Below are 20,399 nucleotides of genomic sequence, written 5' to 3' on the forward strand. Positions count from 1 at the left end.
TGTCTGACCGTCTCGATCAAGCTCGAAAAGGACCTGGATCGGAACCGGTCGCCCAGATTGTGCGAGGGGGGGCTGCCTCCACCAGAGCCGCGTATTTCTTTCGGGGTCGCATCACCAGTGGATGCGGCCCCTTTTTTGACTGAGCGGGCCGTAGCATCAATCTGGCAAGTATTGCTCGCTCCAACTTTCACTGACCACGCCAGTGCGCAACAGGGCCTCGATCTCCTCATCGGTCTTGCCGAGCTCTTTGAGCACCGCGCGGGTTGAAGCGCCGTATTTCTCAGCCGGCTGCAATGCATAAATCTTCCCGCGTTGCGGGCGTATCGCAAACGGGTCGAGCTGCGTCACCGTGTGACCGCTGGGGTGGTCCGCGTAAACCGAGAAGGCGTAACTGCCTTGGTCGGTGCCTGGCTTGCCATCGGCCGGTCGGCTGTTGTAGACGCGAATGGATTCGATGTTTTCGCAGATCGCTGCACCAATGTCGGCCGCTTGCAAACGTTCCACCCAGTCCACCGCGCGGGCATTCATGAATGCCTGCGCCAAAAAGGCAGCGCGCTCCTCTTTGGGCACCTGCGAGAGGCCTTCCAGCCCCTCCACCTTCTCGAAGCGGGGCAAATCCACCTCGTAGGCGCTGAGCAAAACAAAGCGATCGGACGAGGTGTAATAGAAGCGCGACAAGGCGTCGTAACCCACCACTTCCCGCCCGGCCGGCTCATCGAACAAGCCTCGGCGCACGTAGTCGTAACAAAACGGCAGTTGGGCCAGGTTGCTCAACGCCGAGAGCGAGGTGCGCGGACGGCCTGCGCGGCCCGTCTTGAGCTTCTGATACAGCGCCGCCGCAATGCCCAGCGAGCCGCCAAAGCCACACATCACATCGATGGTGCCCACGTGGGCATGTTCTTCAGGCGTGTCCATCGAGCCGCCAAAGCGGGTCATGATGCCGGTGGTGGCCTGCACCAGGTCGTCATAGCCCAGGTAGCCCGAGCGGGGTCCGGGCAGCGGCCCGCTGAAGCAGTCGAGCTTGCAGAAGATGGCATCCGGATTGAGTTTCTTGAGGCTCTCTTCATCGAGGCCCATGGCGCGCACCTGGCGGTCGGGCGCGTTCCAGACGATCACATCGCTGTTCTTGACAAGCTCGTCAAGAATCGCGCGCCCTTCGGGCTGTGTGATGTCGGTCAACACCGAGCGCTTCTCGCGCATGTGCGACATGCCAAAAATCACCGTGTTCCAGCAGTCGTAAAACGGTTTGGCCGGATCCAGCTTGATCACCTTGGCGCCAAACCGGCTCAGGTAGGCCACTGAATGGGGCCCGGCGATCACGTTGCACAAATCCAGAATGCGCACGCCGTCGAGCCAGCCATCGCGCGCATTCTTCTGGCGCACGCGGGGCAACTTGGTTTCGATGGCCACCAGCGCCTTGAGCGCCTGTTCAAAAGTCACATTGCGCCGCGCGCGCGGGCTCACCATGGCCGCGCCGCTTTCCTCCAGCCAGACCATGGGGCCGGGCTGGGTCATGGGGCCGAACTCGGGGTCGTGCACCTCCACCATCAAACCGGCGGTCTCCGCGTGGTCATCGTTGATCCACTCCTGCAACCAGCGGTGCGGCGCCCCAGGGAAATTGCCGCGGCCGAAAATGCGCTCCCATTCCTTGGCGGTGCGCGTCATGAACACCTCTTTCATGCGCGCTGAAATGCGATCGGCCCAGGCCTTGGGCAAGGGGTAAACGCCCAGCGACACCTCGTGCGCCCATTCGCTCACAGGCCGGTAGGTGTCCTCCTCTTCGGTCAGGCCTTCGGCCACCAGCTCATCGTACAAACCCAGCGCCTGCAGGCAGCGCTTGGCATGGTGCTTGTGGCTCGGGCACACGACATAGAACATGCGACCGTCTTTGCATTTGTAGCTGCGGTAGAACGGGTCGAGCAGCTCTTGCAGATCGTCGTAAGAAAGGTTCATCGGCAGGCCTTCGGTGCGCCGGCGCTCGATCTCTTTTTCGCGCTGGGTTTTGTAGCGCTCGGGGTAGTTGTCGACCTTGATGGAGTTGTAGCTGAGGCCCTCCATCACCGCCGACGCCAGCGGCACTTCGACCTGATCGCCCAGGCCGGTGCGCTCGCGCGCTTGCAGCGCCAGCACAACCGCCGAAGCGGCGAGCATGGTGCCGTAGGCCGATGCCAGCGGCAGCGGTGAGAAAGAAGGGTTGATGCCCATCAGCACCCGGTTCAGGCCCATGTCGGTGAACACCCCCGACTGGGCATTGATCACGCTCTCAAAGGCCCGCCAGTCGCAGCGCAGTTCGTCGTTCGACGCGAAACCGGGGATGGACAGCGTGATCAGCTCAGGCCGTGATGCGCGCAACCCGGTCAGATCAATGCCCAGACGCGCCATCACACCGGGGCGGAAGTTCTCCACCAGGATGTCGGCCTCCTCAATCAGGGCCAGCGCCTGCTCCAGGCCTTCCGGGGACTTCAGGTCGATGGTGACGGTCAGTTTGTTGCGGTTCAGGGTGGCATTGGCGGGGCTCTGCCACAGCGGCCCGCCCGGAGGGTCGATGTGCACCACGGTGGCGCCGAGATCGGCCAGGATCATGGCAACGGCCGGACCGGCCATGTATTGGCCAAAGTCAACGACCTTGACGTTGCGCAGGGGAAGAAGGGAAGCGTCGGAAGTGGCCATGGCTGTGAATGTGCGATGGGAAAAGTGAGAGCTTTTCTGATGAAAGCGAAACGGGATCAAGCCCAAGCGCCATGTGGGGCAGACCTTGCGGGACAAGCCAATCGCTGTTCCGGCAAGGTCTGCAATCCGGCGCTTGCGCCTTTAGCGCCGGGGAGGCTGCGAAGCGATCAGGTGCTGATGGTCTTCAAGATCGGCGAAGTCGGCCTTGAGCCAGCGCATCAGTGACCAGGTCAGGATCACCAACACCGGAATCAAGGGCAATGCCACGATGATGGTCGAGGTCTGCACCGGCTTCAAGCCCCCGATCTGGATCAGGAATGCACCGATGCCCGCCAGGATCAGCGCCCAGGTGATGCGCAGCGAGCGCTTGGGCTCCTGGTAGCCGGTCAGCTCCTGCGAGGTGACCGATGCCAGCACATAGGCGGCGCTGTCCAGCGTGGTGGCCAGGAAGATGAAGCACAGCAGGATGAAGGCGCCGGTGATGAGGCCGCTCATGGGCAATGTGCCGAGAATGGCCTGCACCGTGGCCGGAATGCCGCCCGCACCATTGAGGATGGCCGCCACATCAAGTTTGCCGGAGATCTGAAGGTCGAGCGCATAGCCGCCCCAGACAGCAAAGAACACCCAGCAGCCGAGCGAGCCCCAGACCATCTCGGCAATGATCAGCTCACGGATGGTGCGGCCACGCGAAATGCGCGCCACGAACAAGCCCATCATCGGCGCATAAGCAATCCACCAGGCCCAGTAAAAGACGGTCCAGTCCTTGAAGAAGCTGGATTTGCCCACCGGGTCGGTCCAGGTGCTCATCGAGATGAAGTTGGACGCCATCCGGCCAAAGCTGTTCACCGCGCCGTCCACCATGAACTGGGTTGGCCCGACCATGAAGGTGAAGAGCAGCATGGCCAGTGCCATGATCACGTTCACATCGGACAAGATCTTGATGCCTTTGGCCAGGCCGAACCAGACGCTGGTGCCAAACATGATGGTCCACAAGGCCAGCATGCCCATCTCAAGCAGGAACGAATCTTCAACCCCGAACAGGCCGGCGGCCAGCGTGGACACCAGCGGCACCGCGAGTCCCAGCGAGGTGGCAACCCCGCCGACGATGCCGAACACCACCACCGCGTCGAGCACGACGCCGAGCCAGCCGTCAGACTGCTTGCCCAGCACGCCACGAGCAGCCACCGACAGGCGCGCGCCCGACTGGCGTTTTACATACATCGAATAGGCGATTGGAATCGCGGGCAGGCAGTAGAAGGCCCATGGCGTCAGGCCCCAGTGGAACTGCCCGTAGGTCAAGGCCCACTCGGCCGCCGCCTGGGTCTTGGCCTCGACACCGAACGGCGGGCCGGTGTAGTAATAGATCGGCTCGACCCAGGCCCAGTTCACGATGGCAATACCGATGCCGCCGCAAAAGATCATGGCGATCCAGCTGAAGTACGAAAACTCGGGGGTGTCGTCGGCGCCGCCCAGGCGCACGTTGCCGTAGCGGCTGAAGGCCAGGCCGATCAGGAACACGACAACGGCCAAGCCGGCCACCATGTACAACCAGCCGAACGTGCCGGTGGTGAACGAAAACGCGGCCGAGATCATGGCCGAGCTCGACTCCGGGAACATCAGCAAAGGCCCAACGACCCCTGCCAGCAGCAGCAACGACAAAGAGAACACGCGCATGTCCACGCGGTCTCCGCTGTTCATCATTTTTGACATTTTTGTCTCCTTCTTTTTTATCAACCAAAAAAATGGTCGTCTGCCGTGAACGGGTCGTCAGGGTCTGCGCCCGGTTCGACCCACAACGGCTGAGAACAACCTTGCACCCATCAACCTATCAAACCCACCCCGGCGGACAGCTTCCTGTTCGCCTCGATAATCCATCGCGCGGCTTTCTCCGCGATCATCAAGGTGGGTGAATTGGTGTTGCCGCTGGTAATGGTCGGCATCACGCTTGCATCGACCACCCTCAAGCCATCCACCCCGCGAACCCGCAGATAGGGATCAACCACCGCGGTGGGGTCATCGGCGCGCCCCATCTTGGCCGTACCCGCCGGGTGAAAAATCGTGTTGGCGATGTCGCCGGCCAGCCGTGCCAAGGCCTCGTCCGACTGGAACTCCACGCCGGGCTTCCACTCCTCCGGCAGGTACTTCGCCATCGCCGGCTGGTTCACGATCTCGCGCACCTGGCGCAGGCTTTGCGCCGCGATCAGGCGGTCTTCGGCGGTGTGCAGGTAGTTGGGTGCGATGGCAGGCGCATCGGAGGCCTTGTTGCTGGTGATGGTCACGCTGCCCCGGCTCGTGGGGTTGAGGTTGCACACGCTGGCGGTGAACGCAGGGAAGCGGTGCAGGTCTTCGCCAAACGCATCCAGGCTCAGCGGCTGCACGTGGTACTCCAGATTGGCATAGGGCTGCGAAGGATCGGATCTGGTGAACGCGCCCAGCTGGCTGGGCGACATGCTCATCGGGCCCGAGCGCTTGAGCAGGTATTCCAGTCCGATGCTGGCCTTGCCCACCAGGCTGTTGGCCAGGGTGTTGAGCGTGGACACACCCTTGACCTTGAACACGGCGCGGATCTGCAAATGGTCTTGCAAGTTCTGACCCACGGCAGGCAGGTCCAGCGTCATGTCAATGCCCAGGCGCTTCAGGTGTTTTGCATCGCCGATGCCCGAGAGCTGCAAAATCTGAGGCGATCCGATGGCCCCCGCGCTGAGGATGACTTCGGCGGCCGCACGCACGGTCACCCGCTGCCCGCCGCGCATGACTTGCGCGCCCAGGCAGCGCGGCCGACCCGGCCCTTTGGAGAAGTCGAGTTTTTCAACATGCGCCTCGGTCCAGACCGAGAGGTTGGTGCGGTTGCGCGCAGGGCGCAAAAAGGCTTTCGAGGTGTTCCAGCGCCAGCCCGATTTCTGATTGACTTCGAAGTAGCCCACGCCGGCGTTGTCGCCCTTGTTGAAATCATCTGTCCGCGGCACGCCAGCCCCGACCGCCGCTTCGGCAAACGCTTCCAGCACGTCCCAGCGCAGGCGCTGCTTCTCCACACGCCATTCGCCGCCGCTGCCGTGCAGCGCCTTGAAGCCGGTTGAGGCATCACCACCCACATCCATGCGGTAGTGGTTTTCATGGGCCTTGAAGTCCTTCAGCGAGTGCTCCCAATCCCACTCGGCCTCACCGGTTGCAGCGGCCCAGCCATCGTAGTCGCGCGCCTGGCCGCGCATGTAGATCATGCCGTTGATGCTTGAACAGCCACCCAGGGTCTTGCCTCGCGGATAGCGCAGGCTGCGGCCATTGAGGCCCGGGTCAGGCTCGGTCTGGTAGAGCCAGTCGGTGCGCGGGTTGCCAATGCAGTAGAGGTACCCGACCGGGATGTGGATCCAGGGGTAGTTGTCTTTCCTGCCCGCTTCGAGCAGCAAGACCTTTTTGGATGGATCTGCGCTCAGGCGGTTGGCGAGGAGGCAGCCGGCCGTGCCAGCGCCCACGATGATGTAGTCGAAGTCGGTGGCGCTCACGGCAGTGCTCCTTCAGCGTGCCACGGGCATGGTGAACTCGGCGCCTTTGGCGATGCTCTCAGGCCAGCGCTGCATCACCGATTTCTGCTTGGTGTAGAAGCGCACGCCCTCCTCCCCATAGGCATGCATGTCGCCAAACAGACTCTTCTTCCAGCCTCCAAAACCGTGCCAGGCCATGGGCACCGGAATCGGCACGTTGACGCCCACCATGCCCACCTGAACACGGCGGGAAAATTCGCGCGCGGCGTTGCCATCTCGGGTAAACAGGCTCACGCCGTTGCCGAACTCGTGAGCGTTGATGAGGTCGATGCCTTCGGCAAACGACTTCACGCGCACGCAGGCCAAAACCGGTCCGAAGATCTCTTCGCGGTAAATCTTCATGTCGGCTGTCACATGGTCGAAAAGGGTACCGCCCATGAAGAATCCGCTCTCATGACCCGCTACGGTCAGACCGCGCCCGTCCGACACCAGGGTCGCGCCCTCTTCCACGCCCGACGCGATGTAGCCCTCGATCCGCTGGTGGGCGGCCGCGGTAACAACAGGCCCCATTTCAGCGTCCAGCTCCAGGCCGTTGCTGACCCTCAAGGTTTTGAGGCGCTCGGCAATCATGGGCACGATCTTGTCCGCCACATCACCCACCAGCGTCGCCACCGATATCGCCATGCAGCGCTCGCCGGCCGAGCCGTATGCCGCCCCCATCAACGCGTCCACCGTTTTCTCCAGATCGGCATCGGGCATCACCATCATGTGGTTCTTGGCCCCGCCGAGGGCTTGCACGCGCTTGCCGTGGTGCGCGCCCGTTTCGTAGATGTAGTTCGCAATCGGCGTGGAGCCCACGAAGCTGACCGCCATCACATCGGGATGCTCCAGCAAGGCATCGACCGCCACCTTGTCGCCCTGCACCACGTTGAACACGCCGTCAGGGAAGCCCGCCTGCTTCATCAGCTCGGCCATCATCAATGAAGGCGTGGGGTCGGTGGGCGAAGGTTTGAGCACAAAGGTGTTGCCCGCAGCGATCGCCACCGGGAACATCCACATGGGCACCATCACCGGGAAATTGAAGGGCGTGACACCCGCAACCACACCCAACGGCTGGCGCAGCGTCCAGTTGTCGATGCCGGTGGATACCTGCTCGGTGTAATCGCCCTTGAGCAACTGGGGAATGCCACAAGCAAATTCAACGATGTCGATGCCGCGCTCGACCTCACCTTGGGCGTCGGTGAACACCTTGCCGTGCTCCAGCGTGATGGCCTTGGCCAGTGCGTCCTTGTTCTGGTTCAGCAGTCCGAGAAACCTGTTCATCAAACGCGCGCGGCGGATCGGCGGCATGGCGCTCCAAGCCGGGAAGGCAGCTTGTGCCGCCGCAACCGCACGCCCCACTTCGCCGGTATCGGCCAAGGCCACCTGGCCACTGACGGCGCCGGTGGCGGGATTGAAGACATCCTGCGTGCGGCCGCTGGAGCCTGCAACGGGTGAGCCTTGGATGTAGTGACCGATGTGGGCGAGTGGCATGGCTTGTCTCCAGTTCTGTTTGTGAAAAAGGCATCGAATTGGGGCGCGAGTCTAGGCTTGCGCTTCCCCCATATCCAATGAATAATTCACCAACTGATATAAGCAACCAAAATAATGTGAACACACTTCCCGACCTCAAGACCTTGCAGTGTTTTCTCGCAGTGGCCGAATTCGGCAACGTGACCCGGGCCGCCGAATCGCTCTACATGACCCAGCCAGCCTTGAGTCTGCGACTGAAGCAACTGGCTGAGCGGTACCAATTGACGCTGTTCAGGCGCACAGCCAGGGGGCTGGACCTGACCGACGACGGGCTGGCGCTGGTGGTTCGAACCCGTCAAGTCATATCAAGTTTGAACGAACTGGATCGAACCGCCGTTCAATTGCACAAACAGGTGCGCGGCGGACTGCGCATCGGCACCGTGATCGATCCGGAGTTCATCCGGCTGGGCGCTTTCCTGCACGCTTTGGTCGAGGCGGCCCCATTGCTCGAGAAGGAATTGCGCCAGGGCATGAGCGGCAATGTGCGCGACTGGGTGCTGCGCAATGAAGTGGACGCCGGTTTTTTCCTGGGCCACCTGAATCAACCTGGCGAAGACACCTCCGCGCAAGACATCCACCAGAAACCGCTGGCCGACTTCGCCTACTGGGTGGTGGCGCCGCCGGGCTGGGAAGCGCGCATGGCCGACAAAGATTGGGATGGCCTCGCCCGCCTGCCCTGGGTAGGCACCGCTTCAGCATCTGTGCATGGCCGTTTGTTGCAACAGGTGTACCGCGAGCGCGCGTCCATGCCAAGGTTTGTCGCCAAGGTCGATCAGGAAAGCTCGATGCTCGCCATGGTGCGGTCGGGCGTGGGGCTGAGCCTGTGCCGAGACTCCGTCGCGCTGCAGGAAAAGCACCGCCATGGGCTGGTGGTCAACGAACGGGTGAGCATCGACTGCACGCTGAGCTTCATCTGTCTCACATCACGCCAGCAGGAAGGCCCCATTGCGTGCGCACTCGACGTGCTCGACCGCCTATGGGTATCCCCGGGGGCCAACAGCGCAGCCGACCTCACGCCCCAGCGCAGCGGCAGCGAGCGCGGCTAGGGTCTAATCATCCACCGGGGTGAGCTTGGCCACGCTGAGCGCCAGCCATTTCACACCGTGGCGGGTGAAGCTCACCTGAGCGCGCGCATCTGGCCCAGCGCCCTCCAGCGCCAGCACCTTGCCTTCACCAAATTTGTTGTGAAACACCTTGAGGCCCGCCTTGATGTCGGTTCCGCGATCGGGCTCGGGGTTGCTTTTGCCCCCAAGACCCCTGGGGTCGCTGCCCGATGCCCAGCCAGGTGACCAGGCGGGTTGCAGCGCAGCCGGTGCCCCGCCCCGGTTGAAACCACCGCGCCCGCCCCCTTGCCAGCCGGCGTTGCCGCCAGCGCCCGCAGCACCGTCGCTCCAGGCGGGTTGCTTGGGGGTGATCCATTTCAGACATTCTTCCGGCAACTCCTCAAAGAAACGGCTCTTGAGGTTGTAGCGGGTCTGGCCATGCAGCATGCGGGTTTGCGAATGGCTGAGGTAAAGCCGCTTGCGCGCCCGGGTGATCGCCACGTACATCAGGCGCCGCTCTTCTTCCAGGCCGTCGCGGTCACTCATGGAATTCTCGTGGGGAAACAGGCCCTCTTCCATACCGGTGATGAACACGCAATCAAACTCCAGGCCTTTGGAGGCGTGCACGGTCATGAGCTGCACCGCATCTTGCCCGGCCTGGGCCTGGTTGTCGCCCGATTCCAGCGCCGCATGGGTCAGGAAAGAAACCAGTGGGCTGAGGGTTTCGCCGGTTTCTTCTTCCGATGCCAACGGCTCATCGATCGCCGGAACCGAAGGGTCCAGCCCCTGGCTAACCGGGCTTTGCGAGAGCGCCTGCCCAAGTTCGTCCACCGGCATCGCCACCGCATCGCGGCCAAAGCCTTCGATGCTCACAAAACTCTCAGCCGCGTTCACCAGTTCTTCCAGGTTCTCCACCCGGTCCTGGCCTTCGCGCTCGTTGCGGTAGTGCTCCACCAGGCCGCTGTGCGCCAACACCAGTTCGATGATTTCGCGCAGCGTATTGCCCTCGGTCTGCTCGCGCATGACCTGAATCTTCGCGACAAAGTTGCTGATCGCCACGCCTGCGCGCCCGGTCACGGCGCTCACCGCGTCGTTGAGCGAACAGCCCGAGCTGCGCGCCACATCCTGCAACTGCTCGATGCTGCGCGCGCCGATGCCGCGCGGCGGAAAGTTCACCACCCGCATGAAGCTGGTGTCGTCGTTCGGGTTCTCCAGCAGGCGCAGGTAAGCCAGCGCATGCTTGATCTCTGCGCGCTCGAAAAAGCGCAGGCCACCATATACGCGGTAAGGCATGCCTGCATTGAACAGCGCCGTCTCCACCACGCGGCTTTGCGCGTTGCTGCGGTACAGCACCGCCATCTCGCTTTTGGGAATGTCTTCGCGCGCGAGCTGCTTCATCTCGTCGACCATCCACTGCGCCTCGGCAAAATCGCTGGTGGCTTCGAACACCCGCACCGGTTCACCCGCACCCGCATCGGTGCGCAGGTTTTTGCCGAGCCGGTGGCTGTTGTGGGAAATCAGCTGGTTGGCCGAGTCCAGAATATTGCTCACGCTGCGGTAGTTTTGTTCCAGCTTGATCTGGTGTTGCACGCGGTATTCGCGCACAAAATCGGCCATGTTGCCCACGCGTGCACCACGGAAAGCGTAGATGCTCTGGTCGTCGTCGCCCACAGCGAACACCGCGTTGCCCGGGCCGCTCAGGCCTTCGACAGGCGGCGAAGAAAACATCTTGATCCAGGCGTATTGCAGGCGGTTGGTGTCTTGAAACTCGTCGATCAGAATGTGGCGAAAGCGCCGCTGGTAGTTTTCGCGCACCGCATCGTTGTCGCGCAAAACCTCATATGAGCGCAGCATCAGCTCGCCAAAATCGACCACGCCTTCGCGCTGGCATTGCGCTTCATACAGCGCATACAGCTCCACCTTCTTGCGCGTCTCTTCGTCGCGCAGCTTCACATCACCAGGCCGCTGCCCGTCTTCCTTGCAGCCGCTGATGAAGTACTGGATCTGCTTGGGCGGGAAGCGCTCGTCATCCACGTTGAATTGCTTGCACAAGCGCTTCACCGCCGAGAGCTGGTCTTGGGTGTCCAGAATCTGAAAGGTCTGCGGCAAGTTGGCCAACTTGTAATGGGCACGCAGGAAGCGGTTGCACAAGCCATGAAAGGTGCCAATCCACATGCCACGCGCATTGATGGGCAACATGCTGGTGAGCCGCGTCATCATTTCCTTCGCGGCCTTGTTGGTAAAGGTCACCGCCAAAATGCCGCCGGGCGTCACCTGCCCGGTTTGCAGGAGCCAGGCGATGCGCGTGGTCAGGACGCGGGTCTTGCCCGATCCGGCGCCCGCCAGAATAAGGGCATGCTCGGGGGGAAGGGAAACGGCAGCGCCCTGCTCCGCGTTCAGGCCGGCAAGCAGCGGGGAAGTGGCAACGGGTTGTTCAAACAGCATGGTGTGATTGTAGGAACCTGGCGCGAGGAGGGTCATGTTCACATACGACGGACCGTATGTGACCCATATGGAGAGCAATGGGCCCAGGTCACGGCCAAGGCGCCTAGAATCGGACACCGGGCCCAAGCAATTGCGCCCGGTTTTTTTTCGCCTTTGAGAAGAACCGGCCAGTTCCAAGCGCTTTTGATCTTCAACGATTCAAGGAACTGGAATATGGAAATCTTCGATTACGACAACGTCCTGCTGTTGCCCCGCAAGTGTCGGGTAGAGAGCCGCTCGGAATGCGATGCGGGCGTGGAGCTCGGTGGGCGCCGCTTTCGGCTGCCGGTGGTGCCGGCCAACATGAAAACCGTGGTCGATGAAAGCATCTGCCTCTGGATGGCGCAGAACGGTTACTTCTATGTGATGCACCGCTTCGATCTGGACAACGTGCAGTTCGTGCACAACATGCGTGCCAAGGGTGTGTACGCCTCGATATCGCTGGGTGTCAAGGCGGGGGACCGCGCCACGGTCGACACCCTGCTCGAACAAGGCCTCATCCCCGAATACATCACCATCGACATCGCCCACGGCCACGCCGACAGCGTGCGCGACATGATCGGCTACATCAAGGGCAAGTTGCCCGGCAGCTTTGTGATCGCGGGCAACGTGGCCACACCCGAGGCCATCATCGACCTGGAAAACTGGGGCGCAGACGCCACCAAAGTGGGCGTGGGCCCGGGCAAGGTCTGCATCACCAAACTCAAGACCGGTTTTGGCACCGGCGGCTGGCAACTTTCCGCGCTCAAGTGGTGCGCGCGAGTAGCGACCAAACCCATCATCGCCGACGGCGGCATCCGCAGCCATGGCGACATTGGCAAGAGCATCCGCTTTGGCGCCACCATGGTGATGATCGGCTCGCTGTTCGCCGGGCACGAAGAATCGCCCGGCAAAACCGTCGAAGTGGACGGCGAGCTGTTCAAGGAGTACTACGGCTCGGCCAGCGACTTCAACAAAGGCGAATACAAACATGTCGAAGGCAAGCGCATTCTGGAGCCTATCAAGGGCAAGCTGGCCAGCACCTTGATCGAGATGGAGCAAGACGTGCAGAGCGCCATCAGTTATTCAGGCGGCACCCAGCTCATGGACATTCGCAAGGTGAACTACGTGATTCTGGGCGGCGACAACGCGGGCGAACATCTGTTGATGTAAGCGGCTGCCGAACGGGTGAACACAGGCAGCAAGGTCCATCTGCCTCGGATTGCGCTTTGAATCTTTTGCCCCGGATCAGGATCTCAAACGGATCAGAGCCCCGCTATCGATCTGGCGCGCGCGCTCGCCCCTTCCTGCGCGGCAATTGACTGAGGCACTCCGCCCGTCGGCTCGATGGCATCAATTGGCCATCCATCCAGTGGGGGTGGATCACCCAGACGATGGAGCGCCGCACTGAGGTATCTGTCGATCGACGCTTGCCGTCCCGGACCGCAGCGCCCCGCAAGCGAGGACCTTGGCGTTCGGCTTTGTCTGCCTCCGCCAGTGCCGTTTGCCGAGGGCGCGCCTTTCGTCAAACCGTCACGGGGATGGCGTTCCGACCCAATGGGTGGCGTTCACGCCGCTGCTGAACACAACCAGGAAGCGAAGGCCCACTTGGGTATCGGTCGCTCAACGGCATGGGCGCGAATCAGACGAACAAGCGCCATGGCGTGAGAGAAAGCCTCCGAACCATCAGGGCCCGCTGCACAGACCACACTCAGACGGGTGTCTCACTGCTTTCAGCGTCCACTTGCTGAGATGAGCCACTCGGAATGAAGCCCTCGCCGTGACTGGCCAGATAGTCGCGAATCAGGCGCCGCACCACCTGGGATGGGGTGACGTCCTGACGCGCGCACAGACTCTCGAGGGCTTTCTTCTTGGCCGGGTCAATCAGGACGGTCAGGCGGGCGGTTTTCAACTCCATGTGTGCATTCTATGTAAATGTAATGACCAGACCAGACAGGCTTGGCACTCAGCTGCGCCCCATCCAGCGCCCCTTAAACAGCGAATCTGGGGGCTTGACTGGCGACGTCGACCTCGGCGCCGGTTGCGTCTCCAGCACTTGCGTGGCTGGGGGCGCCTGAAATGGAACACCTTCTTCGATGGCGAAGGCAGCAGATTGCAGGTCCGGATCCAGCACCAGCAGCACATCACCGAAGTAAGGCAGACGCAGTCCGTTCATTCCCGGGTCGCTCATGGGCGCCTCTCGCTGCGCAATGAGGTTGGCGGACGTCAATGCGTACCAGAGCCGCAAGTTGACGCGCACACAGCGGGGACGGGCTCTCTGAGACCTGAGTGACTGTTCAAGCTGTGACAATGACATGATAATATTATTGCAATTGAATGTGCGCTGAAGGCATACTGTAGTCGCATTAAAGATGCAACACAAGCACACAACACCTCCTCCATGATCCAGAGCCTGACCCACAAGGTGCGCACACGCAGAGCCAACCGCCAGCTCGGTGGCCTGCTGGCGTTCGTGGCCGGCGCCGCCAATGCCGGCGGATTCCTGGCCATCCACCGCTACACCTCCCACATGACTGGCATCGTCTCGGAGCTGGCGGACAACCTGGTGCTGGGCAATTTCTATCTGAGTGCGGCGGGTCTGGCCGCCCTGCTGGCGTTCACGACGGGGGCCGCCACCACGGCCGTGCTGGTGAACTGGGCCCGGCGGCGGAACCTGCACAGCGAGTACGCTTTTTCGTTGATGCTCGAAGCGGTTCTGTTGCTGCTGTTCGGTTTGCTGGGCGCCAACCTGAACACGCTGATCGATATCTTTTTACCGGCCACGGTGCTGCTGCTGAGCTTCATCATGGGATTGCAAAACGCCATCGTGACCAAGATCTCCAATGCCGTGATCCGCACCACGCACATGACCGGTATCGTGACCGACCTCGGCATAGAGCTGGGTCGGCTCTTCTACTGGAACCGCACGCACGAGGCCAATGCGGTGCATTTCGTGCGCGCCGATCGCGACAAGCTGGCGATTCACAGCACCATACTGGGCCTGTTTTTCACCGGCGGGCTGCTGGGCGCAATGGCGTTCAAACACGTGGGGTTCGTCGCCACGCTGCCCCTGGCGCTGTTGCTCAGCGCAGTGGCAGCGCCACCGCTGTGGCAAGACATCAGCGATTGGCTGCGCCATACCGAGAAAGGGCAAGCGTGATGAAAGCATTGCAACGTGGCCAGCGCTCGCGCACGGCCACGCACGCGGTGATCACTTTCCGGCCGATGGGTGAAACCCGGAGCTGGCCGGTTGCCACCGCCTACCAGGACAACCAGTTGGTGCGCTGGTCTTCGCCCTGCCTGGATGAGAGCCACGAGCACGCCGATATGCAGGCGTTTGAAGAACGGTTCGCTGACTGCGCCTGGGCCCTGCCGGCTTTCATGCGCGCCATGCAATGGCTTGACGCCGTGTGTTTCGGCGCGGCGGATCTGGAGGCGGTGCGGCGGGCCTGCGCGCTCAACCCGGAGTACGGACTGGATTGTGTGACCGAACCGACCGCCGCGCCCTGACCTGGCGGGCCTACAACAACATGACTGCTTCGTGCAACTCTTCCATGGCCACCGCAGTGCGCGCGGCCGGTTTGCTCGACAACGGGGCGCGGGTGGACCACGTGCGCTACAAACGCAAGCTGCGATTTGGCATGACCGACATCCAGAGTGCGATGGACCTGCGCGACCCCGACCGACTGGTGCTCGGCTACACACGCCTGATGATGGCCTTCCTCCTGTTTCAGCCACAACCACAGCACATCCTGATGATCGGACTGGGTGGCGGTTCGCTGCCCAAATTCTGCCATCAACACCTGCCTGGATCTGACATCACCGTGGTCGAGATCGATCCGGCGGTCATCGCCTTGCGCGAGCAGTTTGATATCCCCCCCGATCAGGCAGATTTCCGCATCGTCCAGGCCGACGGCGCGGACTTTGTGGCGGCGGTTGACGATCAGCGTTTCAACGTGATCCTGGTCGACGGTTTCGAGGCCGAGCAGATGGCGCCCGTCTTGGGAACCCAGAACTTCTATGACCACTGCCAGCGTCTGCTGCGCCCCGGCGGCGTGATGCTGTGCAACCTGCATGAGCTGGACATCCACTACGGCGTGTTCATGGAGCGGATTGCCCTGGCATTTGACGGCAACACACTGGCAGTGGCCACGCGCGAATGCGGCAACGCCATCGTCTTCGCGCGAAGGGACACCAGCATCGACGCGCGGCTGCCCAGGCACCTGATGCGCCCGGCGCCAATGGCGCCGGGCGCCTGGTCGGGCATCGAAGCCGATCTGCACGACGTGCTGCGAGCAGCGCGCAGGGTCAGGGAATCCCGGTGATCACCATCCTCGAGGCCAAGCGTTCGGGCCAGTTCGGCAAAGGCCGCTTGCTGCCCAATGTCGTGGCCGGTGTCATTGTCGGTGTGGTGGCACTGCCGCTGGCCATGGCCTTTGCAATTGCCTCGGGCGCGCGACCGGAGCAAGGCATCTACACCGCCATCATTGGTGGCTTCATGGTGTCGCTGCTCGGCGGCAGCCGGGTGCAGATCGCCGGGCCAACTGGCGCCTTCATCGCCATCCTCGCCGGGGTGACGGCCAAGTACGGCATCGACGGCCTGCGCATGGCCACGCTGATGGCCGGTTTCATCTTGCTGTTCATGGGCGTGGCCAAGATGGGTGCGGTGATCCGCTTCATTCCGGCGCCGGTGATCGTCGGATTCACCAGTGGCATCGGCGTGATCATTTTTGTGGGCCAGTGGCGCGATTTCCTGGGCCTGCCCGTCACCGGCGGCGTGCATTTCCACGAAAAGCTGATCAACCTGCTGGGCGTGATCACGCAGGTGCACGTCCCGACATTGGCGATGGCTGTGCTGAGTCTGCTGCTGGTGCTGTATTCGTCGCGCGTCCGGGGCATGGCGCGGGTGCCTGGGCCGCTCACGGCGATGGTGGTGGCCACGGTGATCCAGTCGGTCTGGCAGATACCGGGCGTGGCCACCATCGGTACCGCTTTTGGCGGCATTCCGCTTGGCCTGCCCAGTTTTTCCATTCCCACCGTGTCGCTGACGCAGATGATTCAGCTCATCGGGCCAGCCTTCACCATCGCCATGCTGGGCGCCATCGAGTCGCTGCTGTCGGCGGTGGTCGCGGATGGCATGGCCGGCACCAAACACGACTCGAACCAGGAGCTGGTCGGCCAGGGCCTGGCCAACATCGTGGCGCCCCTGTTTGGCGGCTTTGCGGCCACCGGCGCCATCGCGCGCACCGCGACCAATGTGCGCAACGGCGGCACCAGCCCGCTGGCGGGGGTCACGCACACGCTGACCCTGGTCGCGGTGATCCTCTTCATGGCGCCACTGGCGCAGAACATCCCGCTTGCCGCGCTGGCGGCCATCCTGTTTGTGGTGGCCTACAACATGAGCGAGATTCCTCACTTCCTGCACATTCTGCTGCGCGCGCCACGGGCCGATGGACTGATCCTCGTCATCACTTTTGTGCTCACCGTGTTCGCCGATCTGGTGGTGGCTGTCAACGTGGGTGTGATCCTGGCCACGCTGCAATTCCTGCGCCGCATGGCCGCGTCGGTGGAGGTGCAGTCGATGAACGAAAATGACCTCAAGCCCACCCTCCAGGAGCTGGGACGGTCGGCACTGCCCAATGGCGTGCTGGTCTACGAGATCAACGGCCCCTTCTTCTTCGGAGCGGTGGAAAGCCTGGAGCGCATCCTGCAGCAGACCCGCACCGACCCGAAGGTGCTGATCCTGCGCCTGCGCCTGGTGCCTTTCATGGATTTCACCGGCCTTCAGGCGCTGCAGGACGTGGTGCGCAAACTGCAAAAGCGTGGCGTGCGCGTGATGCTGTGCGAGGCCAACCACCGCGTGCGCGCCAAGCTATGGAAGACCGGGGTGCTCGACGCTCTGGCCGAGGGCGACTACGCCGACGATCTGGCCGGCGCGCTGCGCCGGCTGCCTGACGCATGAATCCGATGCACCTTTCTCTTGTTTTCTCACCGACTCTCTAAATCCCGATGAACTTGCCCGCTTGCCCCCAGTGCCAATCCACCCTGACCTACCCGGACGGCGATCTGCTCGTCTGCCCCGAATGCGGCCACGAATGGCAAGCCGGCGAAGCCCAGGAAGCTGTCGAGGTCGCCAGCCCCTGGCGCGATGCCGTGGGCAACGAGTTGAAAGACGGCGACACTGTGACCTTGATCAAAGACCTCAAGCTCAAGGGCTCGTCGATGGTGCTCAAGGTGGGCACCAAGGCCCGCAATATCCGCCGCATCGAGGGCGACCACGACATCGACTGTAAAGTGGACGGTGTTGGGGCCATGCAGCTGAAATCTGCGGTGGTCAAAAAGGCGTGAACCGGCCGCCCAAGCGTGTGCCGGGTAACGCTTTCAGGATTTCTCTTTCAACACCACACTTTCCAGGACCACCACCATGACCACATTGATACCTGCCACCCTGATTCCCGGCGACGGCATTGGACCTGAGATCATCGATGCCACGCTGGCTGCCCTGGATGCCCTCAAGGCGCCTTTCGACTGGGACCGGCAGATCGCCGGGCTCGAAGGCGTCGAGCAGGCCGGGGACCCCTTGCCACAAGCCACCCTAGACAGCATCCGTCGCACACGCCTGGCGCTCAAGGGTCCGCTGGAAACGCCCTCGGGCGGTGGCTACCGCTCATCAAACGTGCGATTGCGCGAAGAGTTCAAGCTCTACGCCAACCTGCGGCCAGCGCGAACCATCATTCCCGGTGGGCGCTTCGACAACGTCGACCTCGTCGTGGTGCGCGAAAACCTTGAGGGTTTGTACATCGGACACGAGCACTACGTGCAAATCGATGACGACCCGCATGCCGTGGCGATGGGCACAGGGATCAACACCCGCGCAGGCAGCCGCCGGCTGCTGGAGTTCGCCTTTGAACACGCCATCGCCGCTGGCCGCAAGAAGGTCACGCTCGTGCACAAAGCCAACATCATGAAAGCGCTCACAGGCATCTTTCTGGAGACCGGCCTGGAGTTGTACGAGCGCAAATACAAGGGCAAGTTTGAACTCGACACCATCATCGTTGACGCGTGCGCGATGAAGCTGGTGCTCAACCCATTGCAGTTCGACATGCTGGTCACCACCAACCTGTTTGGCGACATCCTGTCGGATCTGGTAGCAGGTCTGGTCGGCGGACTCGGCATGGCGCCGGGCGCCAACATCGGGGCAGATGCGGCGATCTTTGAAGCGGTGCATGGCTCAGCGCCTGACATTGCTGGCAAGGGGATCGCCAACCCCACAGCCCTGCTGCTTGCCGCCGCGCTGATGCTCGACCACGTCAAGCTTACGGAAAAGGCCACCCGCCTGCGCCAGGCGCTCGATGCGACGCTGAACATCGACAAGGTGCGGACGGGCGACCTGGGTGGCAAAGCAAACACGGCCGCCTTCACCAAGGCGCTGGTCAGCCGCATCGCGAACGGCTGAGTGGATAGCATCTCCCGACCCTTGATCATGAAGTGATTCCACCACCCTGCACTCTATGGATCGGGAACACCGACGCATTCCTGGTGTCAGCAATGCTGCCTGGAAAACAGGGCTGCTCACCCCACATATGCTGTCGGCGCCGATCAAGCCTCCAAGGACGCAAGCCTGGGGCCGCTGATCAGGCCCGTGATGGTGCCCAGACCCCGTTCGAGCGCAGCCATTGAATGCACTGCGTTCAGGCTGATGCGCACCGCGTGAGGCGCAGGCGCCCGACCCACAGCAAAGTGATCGGCGGTGCGAATCAGAACACCCGCCTGGCGCGCTGCATTGGAAAACTGCCCTGCCCTCCAGGGCTCGGGCAGGCGCAGCCACACCAGCGGGTGGTGGTCCGCGCTTCGAAAATCGAGACCAGACAGCGCCGAGCGCGCGATGGCCAGACGCTCACCAACCAGCTGGCGCTGCTGGGAGATCAAATGATCCATCGCGCCCGTCTGCAGCCAGCGCGTGGCAATTTCAGGCATCAGGGGCGCGGCCATCCAGCAATCGTTGCGCATGTAGGCCGCAAATTTCGACAACCATTCAGGCGACGTTTCCAGATAGCCCACCCGCAGTCCTGGCGCCGTGACCTTGGAAAAACTGGCCAGCAAGAATGACTGCCTGGGCAGCAGGGTGGACAGGGCTGGCAGGGGGGACGCCTGCATGGCCGCCGGCACAGAATCTTCGATCACCAGCAGGCCGCAGCGCAGGGCGACCGCAGCGATCTCTTCTCGGCGGCGCATGGACATCGTGCTGACGGTGGGGTTGTGCAGGCTGGGGGTGCAGTACATCAGCTTGGCATCGAAGGTTTTGGCGGCGCGCTCAAGCGCGCCGGGCAGCATGCCCTCTTCGTCGCTGTCCACCCCCACCAGTTGAAGCCGCAATGATCCCGCCAGTGCCTGCAAACCGGGGTAACTGAGGGGTTCCGTCAAAACGGTATCGCCGGGCCTGGCCAGCGTGCGCAGCACACACGCCAGACCGTGTTGCGCACCGTAGGTGACCATCACCCGGTTGCCATTGCCGGTTGTGCCAAAGCGGCGCAACCATTGGGCACCCGCCTCCCGGTGCCGCCACAGCCCCGCTTCGGGCTGGTAACTCATGACCTGGCGCAGCATGTCGGCATCGCCCGTCAGCTGCATCAGCGCGTCGGACAAGGCTTGCACCTCGTCGCCAGCGATGGCGACGTTGAAGGCCAGGTCCAGCGGGCCCACCGCATCCTCTCCCCCCTGGGGCACACGGGCTTCTTCCTGGGTGCGGACGAAGGTGCCGTCGCCAACGCGGGCCGTGACCAGACCGCTCCGCTCCAGCGCTGCATAGGCGCGGCTGATGGTGCCGGTGGTGACGAGCAAGCGCTCGGCCAGTTGCCGCTGCGGCGGCAGTTTCTCGCCGGGCGCCAGCTGCCCGACCTGAATGGCGCGCGCCAACTCATCGGCAATGGACTGGTATTTGGGCTTGCTTCCGTCGCCCAAACTGGCATCAGAAATGAGGTGTTCCGATTGCATGCGGTTGCCTTCGAGGTGGCTGGCGAATGCGATATCCCCAAGAACGAGGCAGACCCATTCACCAGGGTGTCAATTACTCACATTGGGATGATTGAATGCATCCAATAGAAGACATAGCATATGACAACGGATCAAATTTTTCGGTTTTGTCACCCCACCCAGCGCCCCTGCCCAAACG

The 20,399-nt window shown here is 62.5% G+C and carries 16 protein-coding genes; 8 read left to right on the top strand and 8 right to left on the bottom strand.

The window, feature by feature from the left end; genetic code table 11:
- Window positions 1–156 precede the first annotated feature (156 nt).
- The 4 genes from LPB072_RS14445 to LPB072_RS14460 all read right to left on the bottom strand — a co-directional run bounded on the left by LPB072_RS14445 (window position 157) and on the right by LPB072_RS14460 (window position 7,682).
- Window positions 157–2,670 (bottom strand): CoA transferase, encoded by a 2,514-nt coding sequence (locus LPB072_RS14445; RefSeq protein WP_066084480.1) that lies wholly within the window; start codon window positions 2,668–2,670, stop codon window positions 157–159.
- Window positions 2,671–2,811: 141 nt separating this feature from the next.
- A complete protein-coding gene (locus LPB072_RS14450) occupies window positions 2,812–4,380 on the bottom strand; it encodes a BCCT family transporter (protein WP_066084478.1) in 1,569 nt (522 codons plus the stop codon).
- A 110-nt stretch (window positions 4,381–4,490) separates the two neighbouring features.
- Window positions 4,491–6,170: a GMC family oxidoreductase gene (locus LPB072_RS14455; RefSeq protein ID WP_066084475.1), complete on the bottom strand. Its 1,680-nt coding sequence runs from the start codon at window positions 6,168–6,170 to the stop codon at window positions 4,491–4,493.
- A 12-nt stretch (window positions 6,171–6,182) separates the two neighbouring features.
- Window positions 6,183–7,682, bottom strand: coding sequence for a CoA-acylating methylmalonate-semialdehyde dehydrogenase (locus LPB072_RS14460; protein ID WP_066084473.1), 1,500 nt, complete (start codon window positions 7,680–7,682; stop codon window positions 6,183–6,185).
- 116 nt (window positions 7,683–7,798) lie between these two features.
- Here LPB072_RS14460 and LPB072_RS14465 point away from each other — a divergent pair, with 116 nt between their 5' ends.
- Entirely contained in the window at window positions 7,799–8,767 is a 969-nt protein-coding gene (locus LPB072_RS14465; RefSeq protein WP_231943251.1) for a LysR family transcriptional regulator, read from the top strand.
- A 3-nt stretch (window positions 8,768–8,770) separates the two neighbouring features.
- Here LPB072_RS14465 and LPB072_RS14470 read toward each other — a convergent pair whose 3' ends face one another.
- The gene (locus LPB072_RS14470) at window positions 8,771–11,209 is read right to left on the bottom strand and encodes a UvrD-helicase domain-containing protein (protein WP_231943252.1); all 2,439 of its coding nucleotides are present in this window, start codon (window positions 11,207–11,209) and stop codon (window positions 8,771–8,773) included.
- Between the two features lie 213 nt (window positions 11,210–11,422).
- Between LPB072_RS14470 and LPB072_RS14475 the strand changes: the two genes are divergently transcribed.
- Complete coding sequence (locus LPB072_RS14475; protein WP_066084469.1) at window positions 11,423–12,400, top strand: GMP reductase; 978 nt, start codon at window positions 11,423–11,425, stop codon at window positions 12,398–12,400.
- A gap of 538 nt (window positions 12,401–12,938) precedes the next feature.
- On the opposite strand, the gene LPB072_RS14480 is transcribed toward LPB072_RS14475, so the two are convergent.
- Both LPB072_RS14480 and LPB072_RS14485 read right to left on the bottom strand, forming a co-directional pair.
- On the bottom strand, window positions 12,939–13,145 hold the full coding sequence (locus LPB072_RS14480) for a ribbon-helix-helix protein, CopG family (RefSeq protein ID WP_066084467.1): 207 nt from the start codon (window positions 13,143–13,145) through the stop codon (window positions 12,939–12,941).
- 48 nt (window positions 13,146–13,193) lie between these two features.
- Window positions 13,194–13,418 (bottom strand): hypothetical protein, encoded by a 225-nt coding sequence (locus LPB072_RS14485; protein WP_066084464.1) that lies wholly within the window; start codon window positions 13,416–13,418, stop codon window positions 13,194–13,196.
- Between the two features lie 210 nt (window positions 13,419–13,628).
- Between LPB072_RS14485 and LPB072_RS14490 the strand changes: the two genes are divergently transcribed.
- The 6 genes from LPB072_RS14490 (at window position 13,629) to LPB072_RS14515 (ending at window position 18,683) form a co-directional block, all read left to right on the top strand.
- Window positions 13,629–14,387 carry a YoaK family protein gene (locus LPB072_RS14490; RefSeq protein WP_066084460.1) on the top strand — a complete coding sequence of 253 codons (759 nt, stop codon included), beginning with the start codon at window positions 13,629–13,631 and terminating at the stop codon, window positions 14,385–14,387.
- Entirely contained in the window at window positions 14,387–14,737 is a 351-nt protein-coding gene (locus LPB072_RS14495) for a hypothetical protein (protein WP_066084457.1), read from the top strand. Before LPB072_RS14490 ends, LPB072_RS14495 begins: the two co-directional genes overlap by 1 nt.
- Window positions 14,738–14,781: 44 nt before the next feature.
- Window positions 14,782–15,552: a fused MFS/spermidine synthase gene (locus tag LPB072_RS14500; protein WP_070263928.1), complete on the top strand. Its 771-nt coding sequence runs from the start codon at window positions 14,782–14,784 to the stop codon at window positions 15,550–15,552.
- Complete coding sequence (locus LPB072_RS14505) at window positions 15,549–17,189, top strand: SulP family inorganic anion transporter (protein WP_066084451.1); 1,641 nt, start codon at window positions 15,549–15,551, stop codon at window positions 17,187–17,189. The genes LPB072_RS14500 and LPB072_RS14505 overlap by 4 nt, the downstream gene beginning before the upstream one ends.
- Before the next feature lie 47 nt (window positions 17,190–17,236).
- On the top strand, window positions 17,237–17,575 hold the full coding sequence (locus LPB072_RS14510; RefSeq protein WP_066084449.1) for a zinc ribbon domain-containing protein YjdM: 339 nt from the start codon (window positions 17,237–17,239) through the stop codon (window positions 17,573–17,575).
- A 76-nt stretch (window positions 17,576–17,651) separates the two neighbouring features.
- On the top strand, window positions 17,652–18,683 hold the full coding sequence (locus tag LPB072_RS14515; protein ID WP_066084445.1) for an isocitrate/isopropylmalate dehydrogenase family protein: 1,032 nt from the start codon (window positions 17,652–17,654) through the stop codon (window positions 18,681–18,683).
- A 143-nt stretch (window positions 18,684–18,826) separates the two neighbouring features.
- Here LPB072_RS14515 and LPB072_RS14520 read toward each other — a convergent pair whose 3' ends face one another.
- Complete coding sequence (locus LPB072_RS14520) at window positions 18,827–20,221, bottom strand: aminotransferase-like domain-containing protein (RefSeq protein ID WP_066084442.1); 1,395 nt, start codon at window positions 20,219–20,221, stop codon at window positions 18,827–18,829.
- Window positions 20,222–20,399 lie beyond the last annotated feature (178 nt).

This window comes from Hydrogenophaga crassostreae (genome assembly GCF_001761385.1).
Taxonomy (GTDB): domain Bacteria; phylum Pseudomonadota; class Gammaproteobacteria; order Burkholderiales; family Burkholderiaceae_C; genus Hydrogenophaga; species Hydrogenophaga crassostreae.